The sequence below is a fragment of the Sphingobium sp. genome, from assembly GCF_048594625.1.
In the GTDB taxonomy this organism is placed as follows: Bacteria; Pseudomonadota; Alphaproteobacteria; order Sphingomonadales; family Sphingomonadaceae; genus Sphingobium.
On the sequence record NZ_JBMDWL010000008.1, the window covers coordinates 1 to 15,402 of the forward strand.

13 protein-coding genes and 1 pseudogene are annotated in these 15,402 nt (G+C 62.8%); 10 read left to right on the forward strand and 4 right to left on the reverse strand.

The window, feature by feature from the left end:
• Positions 1–549: pseudogene (locus ACOJSJ_RS00935) on the forward strand (hypothetical protein); the annotation flags it as partial.
• A 4-nt stretch (positions 550–553) separates the two neighbouring features.
• On the opposite strand, the gene ACOJSJ_RS00940 reads toward ACOJSJ_RS00935, so the two are convergent.
• Positions 554–1,042 (reverse strand): hypothetical protein, encoded by a 489-nt coding sequence (locus ACOJSJ_RS00940; RefSeq protein WP_420143108.1) that lies wholly within the window; start codon positions 1,040–1,042, stop codon positions 554–556.
• Positions 1,043–1,128: 86 nt separating this feature from the next.
• Here ACOJSJ_RS00940 and gyrB point away from each other — a divergent pair, with 86 nt between their 5' ends.
• The 4 genes from gyrB to ACOJSJ_RS00960 are packed head-to-tail and all read left to right on the forward strand — an operon-like array spanning position 1,129 to position 5,526.
• Entirely contained in the window at positions 1,129–3,648 is a 2,520-nt protein-coding gene (gyrB, locus tag ACOJSJ_RS00945) for a DNA topoisomerase (ATP-hydrolyzing) subunit B (RefSeq protein WP_420143109.1), read from the forward strand.
• Positions 3,649–3,651: 3 nt separating this feature from the next.
• On the forward strand, positions 3,652–4,224 hold the full coding sequence (locus ACOJSJ_RS00950) for a DNA-3-methyladenine glycosylase I (RefSeq protein ID WP_420143110.1): 573 nt from the start codon (positions 3,652–3,654) through the stop codon (positions 4,222–4,224).
• Positions 4,221–4,748 carry a membrane-like protein gene (locus tag ACOJSJ_RS00955; RefSeq protein WP_420143111.1) on the forward strand — a complete coding sequence of 176 codons (528 nt, stop codon included), beginning with the start codon at positions 4,221–4,223 and terminating at the stop codon, positions 4,746–4,748. The genes ACOJSJ_RS00950 and ACOJSJ_RS00955 overlap by 4 nt, the downstream gene beginning before the upstream one ends.
• A gap of 40 nt (positions 4,749–4,788) precedes the next feature.
• The gene (locus ACOJSJ_RS00960; protein ID WP_420143112.1) at positions 4,789–5,526 is read left to right on the forward strand and encodes a DJ-1/PfpI family protein; all 738 of its coding nucleotides are present in this window, start codon (positions 4,789–4,791) and stop codon (positions 5,524–5,526) included.
• A gap of 87 nt (positions 5,527–5,613) precedes the next feature.
• Here the strand turns inward: ACOJSJ_RS00960 and ACOJSJ_RS00965 are convergent, their stop codons facing one another.
• Together ACOJSJ_RS00965 and ACOJSJ_RS00970 are read right to left on the reverse strand one after the other, a co-directional pair.
• Complete coding sequence (locus tag ACOJSJ_RS00965) at positions 5,614–6,114, reverse strand: hypothetical protein (RefSeq protein ID WP_420143113.1); 501 nt, start codon at positions 6,112–6,114, stop codon at positions 5,614–5,616.
• 44 nt (positions 6,115–6,158) lie between these two features.
• Positions 6,159–8,570, reverse strand: a complete 2,412-nt coding sequence (locus ACOJSJ_RS00970) for a ligase-associated DNA damage response DEXH box helicase (protein ID WP_420143120.1) — start codon at positions 8,568–8,570, stop codon at positions 6,159–6,161.
• A gap of 167 nt (positions 8,571–8,737) precedes the next feature.
• On the opposite strand from ACOJSJ_RS00970, the gene ACOJSJ_RS00975 reads away from it, so the two are divergent.
• From ACOJSJ_RS00975 to ACOJSJ_RS00985, 3 genes are all read left to right on the forward strand, one after another.
• Complete coding sequence (locus tag ACOJSJ_RS00975) at positions 8,738–8,935, forward strand: hypothetical protein (RefSeq protein ID WP_420143114.1); 198 nt, start codon at positions 8,738–8,740, stop codon at positions 8,933–8,935.
• 145 nt (positions 8,936–9,080) lie between these two features.
• Positions 9,081–10,421 carry a cystathionine gamma-synthase family protein gene (locus ACOJSJ_RS00980; protein ID WP_420143115.1) on the forward strand — a complete coding sequence of 447 codons (1,341 nt, stop codon included), beginning with the start codon at positions 9,081–9,083 and terminating at the stop codon, positions 10,419–10,421.
• A 3-nt stretch (positions 10,422–10,424) separates the two neighbouring features.
• A complete protein-coding gene (locus ACOJSJ_RS00985; protein WP_420143116.1) occupies positions 10,425–11,369 on the forward strand; it encodes a 2-hydroxyacid dehydrogenase in 945 nt (314 codons plus the stop codon).
• Between the two features lie 771 nt (positions 11,370–12,140).
• Here ACOJSJ_RS00985 and ACOJSJ_RS00990 read toward each other — a convergent pair.
• Positions 12,141–12,878, reverse strand: a complete 738-nt coding sequence (locus tag ACOJSJ_RS00990) for a hypothetical protein (RefSeq protein ID WP_420143117.1) — start codon at positions 12,876–12,878, stop codon at positions 12,141–12,143.
• Positions 12,879–13,132: 254 nt separating this feature from the next.
• Here ACOJSJ_RS00990 and ACOJSJ_RS00995 point away from each other — a divergent pair, with 254 nt between their 5' ends.
• Both ACOJSJ_RS00995 and leuS read left to right on the forward strand, forming a co-directional pair.
• Positions 13,133–13,579 (forward strand): DUF3576 domain-containing protein, encoded by a 447-nt coding sequence (locus ACOJSJ_RS00995; RefSeq protein ID WP_420143118.1) that lies wholly within the window; start codon positions 13,133–13,135, stop codon positions 13,577–13,579.
• A gap of 96 nt (positions 13,580–13,675) precedes the next feature.
• On the forward strand, positions 13,676–15,402 hold a 1,727-nt coding region (gene leuS, locus ACOJSJ_RS01000; protein ID WP_420143119.1), incomplete at its 3' end, for a leucine--tRNA ligase.

Consider the following 15,402-nt stretch of genomic DNA (forward strand, 5'->3'; position numbering starts at 1 on the left):
GACGACAGGAGCAATGCCTATAAGGGCCGGTGGGGCGCCTATGGCAAGCCGCCCAGCGGCCCGGTGCTGAAGGGCGATTTCGACCAGAGCCATGCCGTCGACCCCAGCCGCGTCGCAGATCCGAAATCCCCCATTTTCAACAGCATCGTCCATTGCGTGGTGCCCACGAAGGACGGCCACCTCTATGTCTGTGACCGCAACAACAACCGCGCGCAGATTTTCCAACGCGAAAAGGATGGCGGCCTGACCTTCGTCCGCGATCTGGCCATCGCGCCGGAAACTGGCGGCACCCATACGGTGACCGACATCGCCTTTTCGCCCGACCCGCAACAGACCTATCTCTATGTCGCGGACATGATGAACGGGCGCATCTGGGTGCTGCTTCGCCAAACGCATGAAGTGCTGGGCGCATTCGGCCGGGTGGGACGACAGGCCGGGCAATTCACCTGGCTGCACAGCATCGACACCGACAGCGAGGGCAATATCTACGCCACCGAAGTGAATACCGGGCGGCGCGTGCAGAAACTGGTGTTCACCGGGATCGAATGACCCGTCAGCCCCCAATCAACCGCACATAGGCGCTGGCGATCCAGCCGCTGGGGCAGGGGCCGGCATAGGGCTGCTTACGGCTGACCGGCGATGCAACGTTGCAATCGACCGGTGGAGCGCCATCCTGCGCGGGCTGCGGCACGACCACGCCCAGCCAGCGCTGATCGATGCTGCGGGTGCAGACCCACGCCCGCTGCCCATCCGGCAGTTGCGCCAGCGTCTTCGCATCGTCAAAGGGTGCGGCATGAAGCGCAAGCCCGCCCGATCCGGCCCGCGTCACCTGTCCAATCGTTCCGCACGCATCCATGCGCGGCCCATCCTCCCCGATGGTCACCGCCCGCGCGATCGGCGCATCCATGCGGCTTTCGGGGACATCGGCGCGCGGCGCGCCCGCCAGCGAGCTGTTGGGCAATTCCTCATAGACGTCGTTGCTGCGCGAACAGGCGCCAAGCACCAGCAGCGGCAACAGGATCAGGGCGGGGACGATGCGCATGAAAGCCGTGATAGACCGCACCCGATGGCAGGGGAAGCCGCCATGTTTCGCTTTAGTTTCGTGGATGCTTTCCCTATAGACTTGGCATGAGCGAAGAACCCGTCAATTCCCCCAATAGCAATGATTATGGCGCAGACAGCATCAAGGTGCTGAAAGGGCTGGATGCCGTGCGCAAGCGGCCCGGCATGTATATCGGCGACACCGACGATGGCAGCGGCCTGCACCATATGGTGTTCGAAGTCAGCGATAACGCGATCGACGAAGCGCTGGCCGGGCATTGCGACAGGATCGTCATCACGCTGAACCCCGACGGGTCGGTCAGCGTGGAAGATAACGGCCGCGGCATCCCGACCGGCATCCACAAGGAAGAAGGTGTATCGGCGGCCGAGGTCATCATGACCCAGCTGCACGCAGGCGGTAAGTTCGAAAATACGTCGGACGACAACGCCTATAAGGTGTCGGGCGGCCTGCACGGCGTGGGCGTTTCGGTCGTCAACGCGCTGTCCGAATGGCTGGACCTCAATATCTGGCGCGAGGGCGAGGAGCATTATATGCGCTTCGCCTATGGCGATGCCACGGCGCCGCTCAAGGTGATCGGCAAGGCGCCCGCCAAAGAAGATGGGACTCCGAAGAAGGGTACCCGCGTTACCTTCCTCGCTTCGACCGAAAAGGTGCCCGGCGACGGTGGCACCTTCAAGAACCAGACCGAGTACGACTTCGAAAAGCTGGAGCATCGCTATCGCGAGCTGGCTTTCCTCAACAGCGGCGTTCGCTTGTTCCTAGTCGATGCGCGCCATGAGGAAAAGAAGGAAGTCGAGCTGTTTTATGAAGGCGGCATCGCGGCCTTCGTGAAGTATCTCGACCGCAACAAGAATGCGCTGATGCCCGATCCGATCGCGATCGCGGGCACCCGCGACGACGTCACCATCGACGTCGCACTGGAGTGGAACGATTCTTATTATGAAAACGTCCTCTGCTTCACCAACAACATCCCTCAGCGTGACGGCGGCACTCATCTGGCGGCATTCCGCGCCGCGCTGACCCGCACGCTCAACAGCTATGCGGAAAAGTCGGGGGCGCTGAAGAAGGAGAAAGTCTCCCTTACCGGTGAAGATATGCGCGAAGGGCTGACCGCGATCGTCTCGGTCAAACTGCCCGATCCCAAATTCTCGTCCCAGACCAAGGACAAGCTGGTGTCGTCCGAAGTGCGCCAGCCGCTTGAAAGCCTGATGGCCGACAAGATGGCCGAATGGCTGGAAGAAAACCCGGCGCACGGCAAGATGATCGTGCAGAAGGTGATCGACGCCGCCGCAGCCCGTGAGGCCGCGAAGAAGGCGCGCGAACTCACCCGGCGCAAGGGCGCGATGGACATCGCCTCGCTGCCCGGCAAGCTGGCCGACTGTCAGGAACGCGACCCCGCCAAGTCCGAACTGTTCCTGGTCGAAGGCGATTCGGCCGGCGGTTCCGCCAAGCAGGGCCGCAATCGCCACAATCAGGCGATCCTGCCGCTAAAGGGCAAGATCCTGAACGTGGAACGCGCGCGGTTCGACCGGATGCTGTCGTCCAAGGAAGTCGGCACGCTCATCCAGGCGATGGGCACCGGCATCCGTGACGATTTCAATCTGGAAAAGCTGCGTTACCACAAGATCGTCATCATGACCGACGCCGACGTCGACGGCGCGCATATCCGTACGCTGCTGCTGACCTTCTTCTACCGGCAGATGCCGCAGATCATCGAAGCGGGACATCTCTATATCGCCCAGCCGCCTCTCTATAAGGCCAGCCGGGGCCGGTCCGAAGTCTACCTCAAGGACGAGGCCGCGCTGGAACAATATCTGGTCGACAATGGCGTGGATTCGATGGCGCTGGAAACGACCAGTGGTGCGCGGACCGGCGACGATCTGCGCAGCCTGATCGAACATGCACGCCGCGTTCGCGCGGTGATGCGCTATGTCCCGCGCCGTTATAATCCCGCGATCATCGAAGCGCTGGCCCTCAATGGCGCGCTCGATCCCGAACTGTCGGCCGATGCGCAGGCGGAACGTCTGGCCGCCACCGTCGCATGGATGGGCGCGCAGGACAGCGAAGGCCGCTGGAGCGGCATCGTCGCCGAAGAGGGTGGCTTCCATTTCCAGCGGCTGTGGCGCGGCGTCACCGATCATCATGTGATCGAGGGCGGCTTCATCGGCTCCGCCGAAGCGCGCAAGCTGCACAGCATCGCATCCGAAGATGCGGAAAGCTATCGCACGTCCAGCCGTCTGGTGACGGTGAAGGCCGCGCTGGCAGCCGAGGAATCGGGTGACGACCTGCCTGCCGCCCCGACAAAGGGCGTGGTGGTCACGCGGCCCAGCGAACTGCTCGACGCGATCCTGTCCGCCGGGCGCAAGGGTCTGTCGATCCAGCGCTATAAAGGCCTTGGCGAAATGAATGCGGAACAGCTGTGGGAAACCACTCTGGACCCGGACAACCGGTCGATGCTGCGCGTGGAGGTGGATCAGGCCGACGTCGCCGACGAAATCTTTACCCGTCTGATGGGCGACGTGGTCGAACCGCGCCGCGAATTCATTCAGGATAACGCGCTCAACGTCGCCAATCTGGACGTCTGAGCCATGGGCGACGCCGCGCTGACACGCTGTAGCTGGGTCAGTGCGGCGGACCCGCTTTACTGCGCCTATCATGACGAAGAATGGGGCGTGCCAGAACGCGATTCGCGCATGCTCTGGGAAATGCTGATGCTGGAGGGGTTTCAGGCGGGCCTGTCCTGGATCACCATCCTGCGAAAGCGCGAGAGCTTTCGTGCTGCCTTTGCCGGGTTCGATCCGGACAAGGTCGCATCCTTCGATGCGGCCGACGAGGAAAGGCTGATGGCAGACCCCGGCATCGTACGCGCGCGCGCGAAGATTGAGGCAACGATCCGCGGCGCTCAGATTTTCTGCGCCATGCGCGATTCGGGCGAAGATTTCGCGACCTATGTCTGGGGCTTTATAGACGGCCGGCCGATCCGCAATGATGGCATCCATTTTCCTGCAAAGACCGATCTGTCCGAAGCGATTTCGAAAGATCTGAAAAAGCGCGGCTTCAAATTTGTCGGGCCGACCATCGTCTATGCATGGATGCAGGCCATCGGCATGGTGAACGACCATGCGATCGGCTGTTTCCGCCGCGACGCGATGTCCGCATGAAGCCATGGGCCATCCTGCTGATCGCGACACTGGTCAGCGGATGCGGGCAGGGCGATTCGACCGAAAATCACACCCAGCCCAACGCTACTGCCAATGTCAGCGCCCCCATCAACAACAGCGCCGTAACGCCCGTCGCGAACACCCCGCCGCCATCGCCATCCATCGCCATGGCAGCCGCAGAACCCAAGCCCTTGGTTTCACGTGAAACATCGCCACCCCGATCCAGCGCACCGGATTATCGCGCGATCGGCGCCGAACCCTTTTGGGGCGTGACGTTGCGGGGCCGGACCATCACGCTGGAACGACCCGACCAGCCGCCGCTTCGCTACACCATCCGCGACGAGAGCGATGATCGCGCCATCCGCTTCGTCGGTGATGGTTTTGCGCTGACCGCGACGGAAGGACCGTGCAGCGATGGCATGAGCGAAGCGGTCTGGTCCGATCGGGTGCAGATCGCCTTTGCCGATGGCGTGCTGAAGGGATGCGGCGGCCAGCAGCAGGATATGCGGGAAGCGCCCTTCTGATCGTTATGGGTAAAGAACAGCCGTGCAATAGGGAAAGACCATGACCGCCGATGCTTCTCGCCGCGACCTGCTGATCGCCGCCGCCACGCTTTCGACCCTGGCCCTGTCGTCCGAAACCAGCGCTCAGGTCAGCATCCAGCCGCCGGTCCCCGCCAGCGGCCCCAGGAAAAAGCTGGGCATGGTGCTGTTCGACGGTTTCGAACTGCTCGACGTCTTCGGCCCGCTCGAAATGTTCGGCATGCTCAAGGACCGGGTCGAAATCCTGATGATCGCGGACAAGGTCGGGCCGGTGCGCAGCGGCGCAGGGCCGCAAACCATCGCCGACTACAGCTTCGCCCACGCGCCGAAACTCGACATCGTGATGATCCCCGGCGGCATCGGCACCCGGCGGGAGGTCGGCAATGCGGCCTTCATGGCATCGATCCGGTCGATCGCCAGCGCCACACCGCAGGTGGCGACCATCTGCACCGGATCGGGCCTGCTGGCGAAGACCGGCCTGATCGACGGAGTAAAGGCGACCAGCAACAAAATGGCCTGGAAATGGGCAACGGCACAGGGCGCGAAGGTTGCCTGGATACCGCAGGCTCGCTGGGTGGAGGATGGGAAATATATCTCTTCCTCCGGCATTTCGGCGGGGACCGACATGGCGCTGGGCATGATCGCGAAACTTTATGGGAAGGACATGGCGCATTGGGTGGCGCAACGCACCGAATATCGCTGGAACGACGATCCCGCCGACGATCCCTTTGCCGCCGCGAACGGCTTGGCCGGATCGTGATGGCCCGCCTGAGCGAACCGCAAACGGGATGCCTTTAGATCGTCAGTCCTGCGACCTGCCTTCCAGTTCCTCCATCGTAGAGCGACCTTACATCCGACACGAATTCGCAGGCGAGCAGGGGCCGCCCTTTGAGCGCCGGTCCCTACCGCGCGGCGACGGAGATAAAACCATATCCTTCATTCCCTGATCCGCGTCGGGCAATTGCCGGGAAAAGCCAAGGCTGGAACTGCCCAGCAATCGCATCGATTCAGGCTTTAGGTCATATCGCTCGGCGAGTTGGGCCGCGACTTCACCCTTGATCAGCACGTCGACGGCCATGCCGCCAAACATGACGGGCTGCGTGGGGAACCCATCGCGTTCGATGGGCATCTTCAGATGATAGATGGCCGCGCCTAAGCCCGACATATCGGCTTTGGCGATCTTTTCCGCCGCCTCGTACAGCGCCGCCTCGTGCAGCGCCGTCACGTGGCCCAGCGAATAGGGCGGCTGACATAAGGCCGCTCCGAAGAAATCCACGTCCGATGTCATGGCGGAAAGGGGCATGAAGGCAAACAGGACCGTCAGGGCGCGAAGGGAAAATATAGCCATTGCAGGAGCATGACCCTTTTCCGGCACAGGATGAACGCAAGCCTTCAGTCTGCCCGCATCGCCTGCGCCACCAATTGTTCGGCCTCCGTCAACAGGGCATCTTCCGCCGCGGTCTGGGCAACATGTTCCCGCCCGATCAGGATCAGCACCGGTACGGCCAGCGGACTGACCCGGTCCAGCGTCACGTGCAGCATCGTCTGGCCCGCGCGGTCGATAAGGTCGCCCAACCGCCCTACATCGGTCATCCGCGCGCGCGCATCCGCCCATGCGGCCTTCAGCAACAGATGATCGGGCTGATATTTGCGCAGCACATCGTAGATGAGATCGGTGGAAAAGGTGACCTGCCGCCCGGTCTTGCGTTTGCCCGGATGCTGCCGTTCGATCAGGCCGGAAATTACCGCCACATCGCGAAAGGCGCGCTTCAACAGGCTGGACTGTTCGACCCAGTCGACAAATTCATGATCGAGAATATCAGCGGAAAACAGGCTCTTCGGGTCCGTAATGGGCTTTAGCCCATACACCGCCAGTGCATAATCGTTCGACACGAAGCCCAGCGGCATCAGCCCCTGACTTTCCATCCGCCGGGTCAGCAACATGCCCAGCGATTGATGCGCGTTCCAGCCTTCGAAACTGTAGCAGAGGAGGTAATGGCGCCCTTCATGCGGAAAAGTTTCGATCAACAGCTGGCCGGGCTGGGGCAGGGCGGACCGCAGCCTCTGCATTTCCAGCCATTCGCGCACATCGGGCGGAAAGCGATGCCATTCCTCCGGCTCGGCCAGAAAGTGGCGTACCCGGTCCGCCAGCCGGGTCGACATGGCCATGCGCGTGCCGCCCCAGCTGGGAATCCGCGCCTGTTTCGACGTCGCGCGCACCGTCAGGTCGGATGTGTCCATCCGCACTACCTCCAGCGCCATGCCGGAAAAGAAGAAGCTGTCGCCCGGCCGCAACTGCGCGGCAAAGCCTTCCTCCACCGTGCCGAGTTTCCGCCCATTGGCAAACCGCACCGCCAGCGCGGGCTGATCGACGATGATGCCCGCGTTCAGCCGGTGCTGCTGGACGAAACGCGGATGCGCCACGCGCCATGTGCCGTCGCTTTCCTGCACCAGCCGCTTGAACCGGTCATAGGCCCGCAACGCATAGCCGCCACCGGCGATGAAATGCAGCACATGGTCGAACGCTTCTTCCGTCAGCGCGCTATAGGGAGTGGCCGACTGCACTTCCGCCAGCATCTCTTCCGCCCGGAACGGCCCGGCGCAGGCCAGTCCCATGACATGCTGCGCCAATACGTCCAGGCTGCCGGGGCGGAAATCGTCCGCATCGCGCTCTCCCGCCTCCACGGCGTCCAGCGCCGCGCGCGCCTCCAGATATTCGAACCGGTTGCCGGGGATCAGGATCGCTTCGGACGCCATGTCGAGCCTGTGGTTGGCGCGGCCGATCCGCTGGAGCAGGCGCGAACTGCCCTTGGGCGCGCCCATCTGGATCACACAGTCGACATTGCCCCAGTCGACGCCCAGGTCCAGCGACGCCGTGGCGACCAGCGCCCTCAGCTTTCCCGCCGCCATCGCCGATTCGACCTTTCGCCGTGCGTCGATCGACAGGCTGCCATGATGGATGGCGATGGGCAGGTTTGCGTCATTGGCGGACCAGAGTTCCTGAAAGATGAGTTCGGCCAGCCCCCGCGTGTTGCAAAAAACCAGCGTCGTCTGTCGCGCCTCTATTTCCGCCATCACCTGCTTCGTGGCATATTTGCCCGAATGGCCCGACCATGGCACCCGTCCTTCGGGGATGAGGATGGCGACGTTCGGTTCCGCCCCCGGTTCGCCCATGACGGGGGTTACCGTGTCAATGTCCCCATCGGGCGCCAGCCATGCGCGATAGGCGTCGACATCGGCTACCGTCGCCGACAATGCCACCCGCCGTAGATCCGGACGGATCGCCTGCAACCGCGCCATCGACAGGTTCAGCAGGTCGCCCCGCTTCTGCGTGGCAAAGGCATGGACTTCATCCACGATCACCCTCTTCAGGTCCGCAAACAGCAACGCCGCATCGGGATAGCTGAGCAGCAGCGACAGGGATTCGGGCGTGGTCAGCAGTATCTGGGGCGGGCGCACACGCTGCCTTGCCTTACGATCGGATGGCGTGTCGCCGGTGCGGGTCTCCACATTGATGGGCAGGCCCATTTCCGCGATCGGGGTCAGCAGGTTACGGCGCACATCCACCGCCAGCGCCTTCAATGGCGACACATAGAGCGTGTGCAGCCGATCGGTCGGGTTCGCGATCAGATCGACCAGCGTCGGCAGAAATCCTGCCAGCGTCTTGCCCGCCCCGGTGGGCGCGACCAGCAACGCATGGTCGCCATTTTCCGCCGCGCCCAGCATATCCATCTGGTGCCGTCGCGGGCGCCATCCGCGTGACGCAAACCATGTGTCGATGATGGCGGGAAGAACGACCGTCATGATATGGATGTAGGTCGCCCGACCGCCGCTGTCACGGCCTGCGCATTTTGCCATGCGATTGCCGACATGATATGTTGCGTGTCTCCCGTCACTCCGGCGCAACTCCCTGCGACGTCGAACGTATAGGGTTGTCGCGCCTTATGCCGCATTGAGAGAGGAGCATCGTCATGACCGATAAAAGCAGCGCGTCGTCCATGCCCGACGTCTTTTTCGACATCTGGTTCATGCCGGCTGCCTTCTGGACCCAATGGTGGGGATTTTATGCGGAAACGCTGAACGTCGCCCGTGTCTGCCCCGCGCATCACAGCCTTGCCCCGGACGAAGCGCCGGTCGATCTGGAGGTCGAGGAAGGGCTGGTCGCCTGACCCGGATGCGACAGGATCACGGAATAATCATACAGGGCGAAGAAATAATCTTGCTCGTTCGTCTGGCCCTTGCGGCCGGCGTGCCATATATTCCTGCGCATGATAGCGGCGCATCAGACGCCGCCTGACATAGCAGGAGACCGATATGACCGGCGAAACCCCGACCCGTTTCTCCGAAGCCGATCTGACCGGCGTCGAAGCCCCCCATAACCGTCGCCGTCTCAAGGCGCCCATCATGGAAATCGAGGGCCGCAAGCTGAAGCCCGCAACCTTGATGATGGGCCATGGTTACGACCCGACCCTATCCGAAGGGTCTCTCAAACCCCCGATCTTTCTGACATCCACCTTCGCCTTTGAAAGCGCAGCAGCAGGCAAGCGCCATTTCGAAGGCGTCACCGGCATCCGCCCCGGCGGCGCAGAAGGGCTGGTCTATTCCCGTTTCAATGGTCCCAATCAGGAAATCTGCGAAGACCGCCTGTCCGTCTGGGAAGAAGCGGAGGACGCCCTGCTGTTTTCCAGCGGCATGTCCGCCATCGCCACCACATTGCTGGCGCTGGTCCAGCCCGGCGACGTCATCGTCCATTCCGCGCCCCTTTACGCCGCAACCGAATCGCTGATCGGCCGCATCCTTGGCAAGTTCGGGGTACAGTGGGTCGATTTCCCCGCAGGCGCGACGGAAGAGGAAATTGGCGCTGCCATCGAAAAGGCGAAGGGGCTGGGCCGCGTGGCGCTCCTCTATCTGGAAAGCCCGGCCAACCCAACCAATGTGCTCGTCGATCTGGAAGCGGTGGTCGCGCGGCGCGACTCGATCTTCGCGAGCGACGACCATGTGCCGCCCATCGCCATCGACAACACGTTTCTGGGGCCGCTCTGGCACAAGCCGATCGCCCATGGCGCGGATCTCGTCATCTACAGCCTCACCAAATATGCGGGCGGGCATAGCGATCTGGTCGCGGGCGGAGTGCTGGGCAGCAACGCCCTCATCAACAGCATCCGGCTGATGCGCAACACCATCGGCACCATCCTTGATCCGCACAGCGCCTGGATGTTGTTGCGCAGCCTGGAAACGCTGGAATTGCGGATGAGCCGGGCGGGCGAGAATGCGGAAAAGGTCTGCACCTGGTTGCGCGATCAGCCGCAGGTGGAAAAGGTCGTCTATCTGGGCTTCCCCGAAACCGAGCGACAGGCCGACATCTATCGCCGCCATTGCACCGGCGCGGGGTCGACCTTCTCGCTCTATCTGAAGGGGGGGGAGGCGGAGGCCTTTGCCTTCCTCGACGCGCTCAAGATCGCGAAGCTGGCGGTCAGCCTGGGCGGCACCGAAACGCTGGCCAGCCACCCCGCCGCGATGACCCACCTGTCCGTGCCGCCGGAGCGCAAGAAGGCGCTGGCCATCGGCGACAATATGGTCCGCATTTCCATCGGTTGCGAAGATGCCGACGACCTGATCGCCGACTTCGCGCAGGCATTGCGGCAGATCGGCTGAACCATGGCCAAACCGCTATTGCTGGTGGGTCAGCCTTTGCTGGCCCCTTTGCTGCCGTTGCTGCGCGCGGATCATGACGTTGTCGCCCTGTGGGATTCGCTGCCGCCTGAACGATTGCGCGATGTGGACGCGCTGGTCTGGGCAGGGGAATTTCCCCTGACGCGCGACTTGCTGGACGCCATGCCCCGCCTGTCGCTGATCGCCTGCTTCACCGTGGGCTATGATGGGGTGGACCTCGACCTCGCCCGACAGCGGGACATTGCCGTCGCCCATGCGGGCAATGCCAATGCGGAGGACGTCGCCGACCATGCCATCGGGCTGATGCTGGCCCACCGCCGCTGGATCGTGGAGGGCGATCGTCAGCTGCGCGCCGGGCAATGGACCATCGAAACGAAGACGCGCACGCGCTCCATGGGCGGCGCGCGCCTCGGCATCGTCGGCATGGGCGCGATCGGCATTGCCGTGGCGCAGCGGGCGCAGGCGATGAAGATGGCCATCGGCTGGTGGGGGCCGCGGGAAAAGCCCGCCTTGTCATGGCCCCGCGCCGCCAGTCTGGAACAGCTGGCGCGCGACAGCGACATATTGCTGATCGCAGCCCGCGCCGATGACAGCAATCGCGGGATGATCGACCGCCGGATCATCGATGCCCTCGGTCCCGAAGGGCTGCTGGTCAATGTCGCGCGTGGGCAGCTGGTCGACGAAATCGCGCTGGTCGATGCATTGCGGTCAAAACGTCTGGGCGGCGCGGCGCTCGACGTGTTCGACCCGGAACCGACCGATCCGCAACGCTGGGCGGACCTGCCCAATGTCGTGTTGACCCCCCATACCGGCGGCGCCACGCATGAAGCGGTCGGGCGGATGGCACAGACGCTGATGGCCAATCTGGCCGCTCATTTCGCCGGGCAGCCGATGCCGTCGCCGGTGATGGAACTGGCGCAGGCGGATTGACCCGACGACCGGATGGGTCGGGCGATGACGCATCGCGTCGTTTTCCGACCCACCCAGCCGGGGCATGATCCGATCGAATCACACGCTATTCGCCTTTTTTTCGCAAGCCATTGGTTGTTTTTGATCGATCCCGACAGGCCCCGGCCAGCCAGCAAATGTGCGGTGGATTTTACGCGGCCATGCTCGACTGCGCCTCGAAAAACGGGATGTCCATTGGCCTGTCCCTTCCCGGATCGATGAATCTGATGCGAAGAAACGCCGCCGTTCTACCCGGACCATGCCTAGAGAGCGATGAGGCAGGCAAATCCCGCGCCAGCTATAGTTTCGCGCTTTACGCAAAATCCGTTCAGGCTGAGCAAAGTCGAAGACCTTTCCTTTCTCTGGCGCCCGCGACTCGAAAGGGGGAGGCTCCCCTTCAACTCCCTGTCGGGATTCACGGCAGGCAAGTGACCACTTTGGAACATTCGGGCAGGGTCAGAGAAACCGATTCAAGACAAGATCCTGACGTGAAGCATCGTGCGGAAAAGCGGGAACCGGTTTTGCGCAGATAACGATGCGATAACAGATAATCAGAGCACGCATCCTGCGTCGGATTTATCGCAGCCCGCTCCAAGGCGCGCTGCTCCAACCCCCAAAACGCTTTATGGCGCTATCGCAACAGGACATGACCATAGACGCGGGCGATGGGCGCGAACGCCGCCATCGGCATCCACCAGCCTCAAAACCGATCGAATCTATGCTGCCCTACCGTCGAATGACGGCATCAACGGATCAGAATTTGAAGACGGTGCCCAGATAGACGGCCTGGCTGTCCTGACGGTCGTCCGTCATCGGGGTCAGGCGACCCGCCATGCCATTATTATAGCGGATACCGGCCGTAACATTCAGGTTACGCGTCAGCGAATAGCTGCTCGCCAGATCCAGCGAATAATCCTTCTCTGCCGACGGATTGCGGACCGCAGTCGCGGTGCCGGTCGGTTCGCGGCGATTTTCCAACAGAACCTTGGTGCTGAAACGATCCTTCTTGCCATCGTTCAGCGAGAAATTCTTCGCATCCACCATGGTTTCGACCGGAACGGGGTCCAGCGCCTTGCGGCCCACCGCGTCGGGCAAGGCGAACTTGCGCCAGTTATGCACACCGTTCAGGCTGAACGCGACCGGCTTGATGTCGATCGTATCGATGACGCGATTGGGCGCCGCGCGATCATTGTCCGCCGCGCGCACCATCACAGTCACGGAACGCTGGCCGCTCATCGAACCGCTGGTAGGCGTGAAGCGGAAGCCGCGCTGGCTGGCCGACGCGGCGATCTTCGCATAGGCGGCGGCGAGGCGCGGATCCTTGATCGTGGGGGTAAAGGACGAAATGCTGCCCAGTGCGCCCAGCGACACGGGCGCTTCGGCACGCAGGCGCATCAGGTTGGTCGCCGCGCCAAAAGCGGGAGACAGCATGAAACCAGCCACGGCAAGCGCCGCGCCCGTTCCCGCCAGATGTCCCCTTTTCATGACCATGACCCGACTCTGTACACCCGCTATTTATCTGTCTTAACGCTCTACACCTGCAAAGCCGCCATTGGCTAGGGGTAGAACGGCTTTTTATCGAAGCTGTTGCACGGAATACACAGGGTTATCCGCGTCGAAGGGAGCGTTACCAGCCCGGCCCGTCGCACGCGGCCGTCGCTCCCGCCAACCTGCCCCTTGCCCCGCGCCACATGGCCACTATAGAAGCGGGCAGTTTTTCGTCTTTTCAAGCTAGGACATGCCTGATGGTCCGCCGCCTTTCCGCCCCTGCAACCGCTGGCCTGCTGCTGGCCGCGATCCTGCCGCTTGCTGCCTGTGGCGGCGGCGCAAAGGACCGGCCAAAGGCCGACCTCGCCGCGTCGAAGGTGACGACGATCGGCGTGAACGCCTATCTGTGGCGCGCCTCGCTCGACACCCTGTCCTTCATGCCGATGGTGCAGACCGATTCGAACGGCGGCGTGATCGTCACCGATTGGTACACCAATCCCAACAGCCCGACCGAACGGATGAAGCTGACCGTGTCGATCTTGGATCAGGATCTGCGCGCCGATGCGCTGCGCGTCGCGGCCAGCCGTCAGGTCAATCAGGGCGGCCAGTGGGTCGACGCCCCGGTTCAGGCCGCCACCGTGCAGAAGCTGGAGGAAATCATCCTGACCAAGGCGCGCGACCTGCGCCGCATGGCGATCGGCTGACCCATCCCTATCCGGGGCGATAACGCCCTGATTTTCAAACCTTTCGGGCTGGGCTTCATAGAGGATCCAGCCCGCCCGCATTTGTAAGGACATGACATGCAGAGGCGCTTCAACCCGCTGGACGCAGACGCACGCTGGCAGGCGACCTGGGACGAACAACAGAGTTTCAAGGCGGACGACGCCTCCACGAAACCGCGTTCCTATGTGCTGGAAATGTTCCCTTATCCGTCGGGGCGCATCCATATCGGCCATGTCCGCAACTATTCGATGGGCGACGTGCTGGCGCGCTTCCGCCGGATGACCGGCCATGAAGTGCTGCATCCCATGGGCTGGGACGCGTTCGGCATGCCGGCTGAAAATGCCGCCATGGAAAAGAAGGTGCATCCCGGCAGCTGGACCCGCGACAATATCGCCAACATGCGCGCGCAGCTCAAGAAACTGGGCTTCGCCATCGACTGGAGCCGCGAGCTCGCGACCTGCGAACCGGACTATTATGGCCATGAACAGGCATTGTTTCTGGACATGCTGGAAGCGGGCCTCGTCTACCGCAAGGAATCGGCGGTCAACTGGGATCCGGTCGACATGACCGTGCTGGCGAACGAACAGGTGATCGACGGGCGCGGCTGGCGTTCGGGCGCACTGGTCGAAAAGCGCAAGCTCAGCCAGTGGTTCCTGAAAATCACCCAGTTCGCCGACGATCTGCTGGAAGGCCTCAAGGGCCTCGACCAGTGGCCGGACAAGGTGCGCACGATGCAGGAAAACTGGATCGGCAAGTCGGTCGGCCTGCAATTCCATTTCCAGCCAGTCGCACCGTTCGACACCAGAATCGAAGTCTATTCGACCCGCCCGGACACCATCTTCGGCGCCAGCTTCGTCGCGATCGCGGCCGACCATCCGGTCGCGCAGGCGGTGGCCGCGAACAATCCGGACGCCGTCGCCTTCATCGAAAAATGCAAGGAAGGCGGCACCACGGCGGCCGAACTGGAAACCGCGGAAAAGCTGGGCTTCGACACCGGCCTGACCGTCGCGCACCCGTTCGACCCCGACTGGCATCTGCCCGTCTTCATCGCCAATTTCGTGCTGATGGATTATGGCACCGGCGCCGTCATGGGCGTGCCCGCGCATGATCAGCGCGACCTCGACTTCGCGCGCAAATATATGCTGCCGGTGGAACGCGTCGTCGCGCTGGAAGGCGAAGCAGACACGCCGATCCATGACGAAGCCTATACCGGCCCCGGCAATCTGGTGAACAGCCGCTTCCTCGACGGCATGACCGTGGAGCAAGCCAAGGCCGCCGTTATCGCCCGCGCCCAATCCGAAGGCTGGGGGGCGGGCAAGACCGTGTTTCGCCTGCGTGACTGGGGCGTGTCGCGCCAGCGTTACTGGGGCACGCCGATCCCGGTTATCCATTGCGACGCCTGCGGCCCCGTGGGCGTGCCCAAGGATCAGCTGCCCGTCGTGCTGCCGGACGATGTCAGCTTCGACATTCCCGGCAATCCGCTGGATCGCCACCCGACGTGGAAGCACGTCGACTGTCCGTCCTGCGGCAAGCCTGCCTTGCGCGAAACCGATACGCTGGATACGTTCGCGGACTCCAGCTGGTATTTCATCCGATTCGCCAGCCAGCCGTCGGACAAGCCGTTCGATCGCGTAACGGTCGAACAATGGCTGCCGGTCGGCCAATATATTGGCGGCGTGGAACATGCGATCCTGCATCTGCTCTACGCCCGTTTCTGGACCCGTGCGCTCCAGCATATGGGGCAGCTGGACTTTGCCGAACCCTTCACCGGCCTGTTCACGCAGGGCATGGTGACGCATGAGAC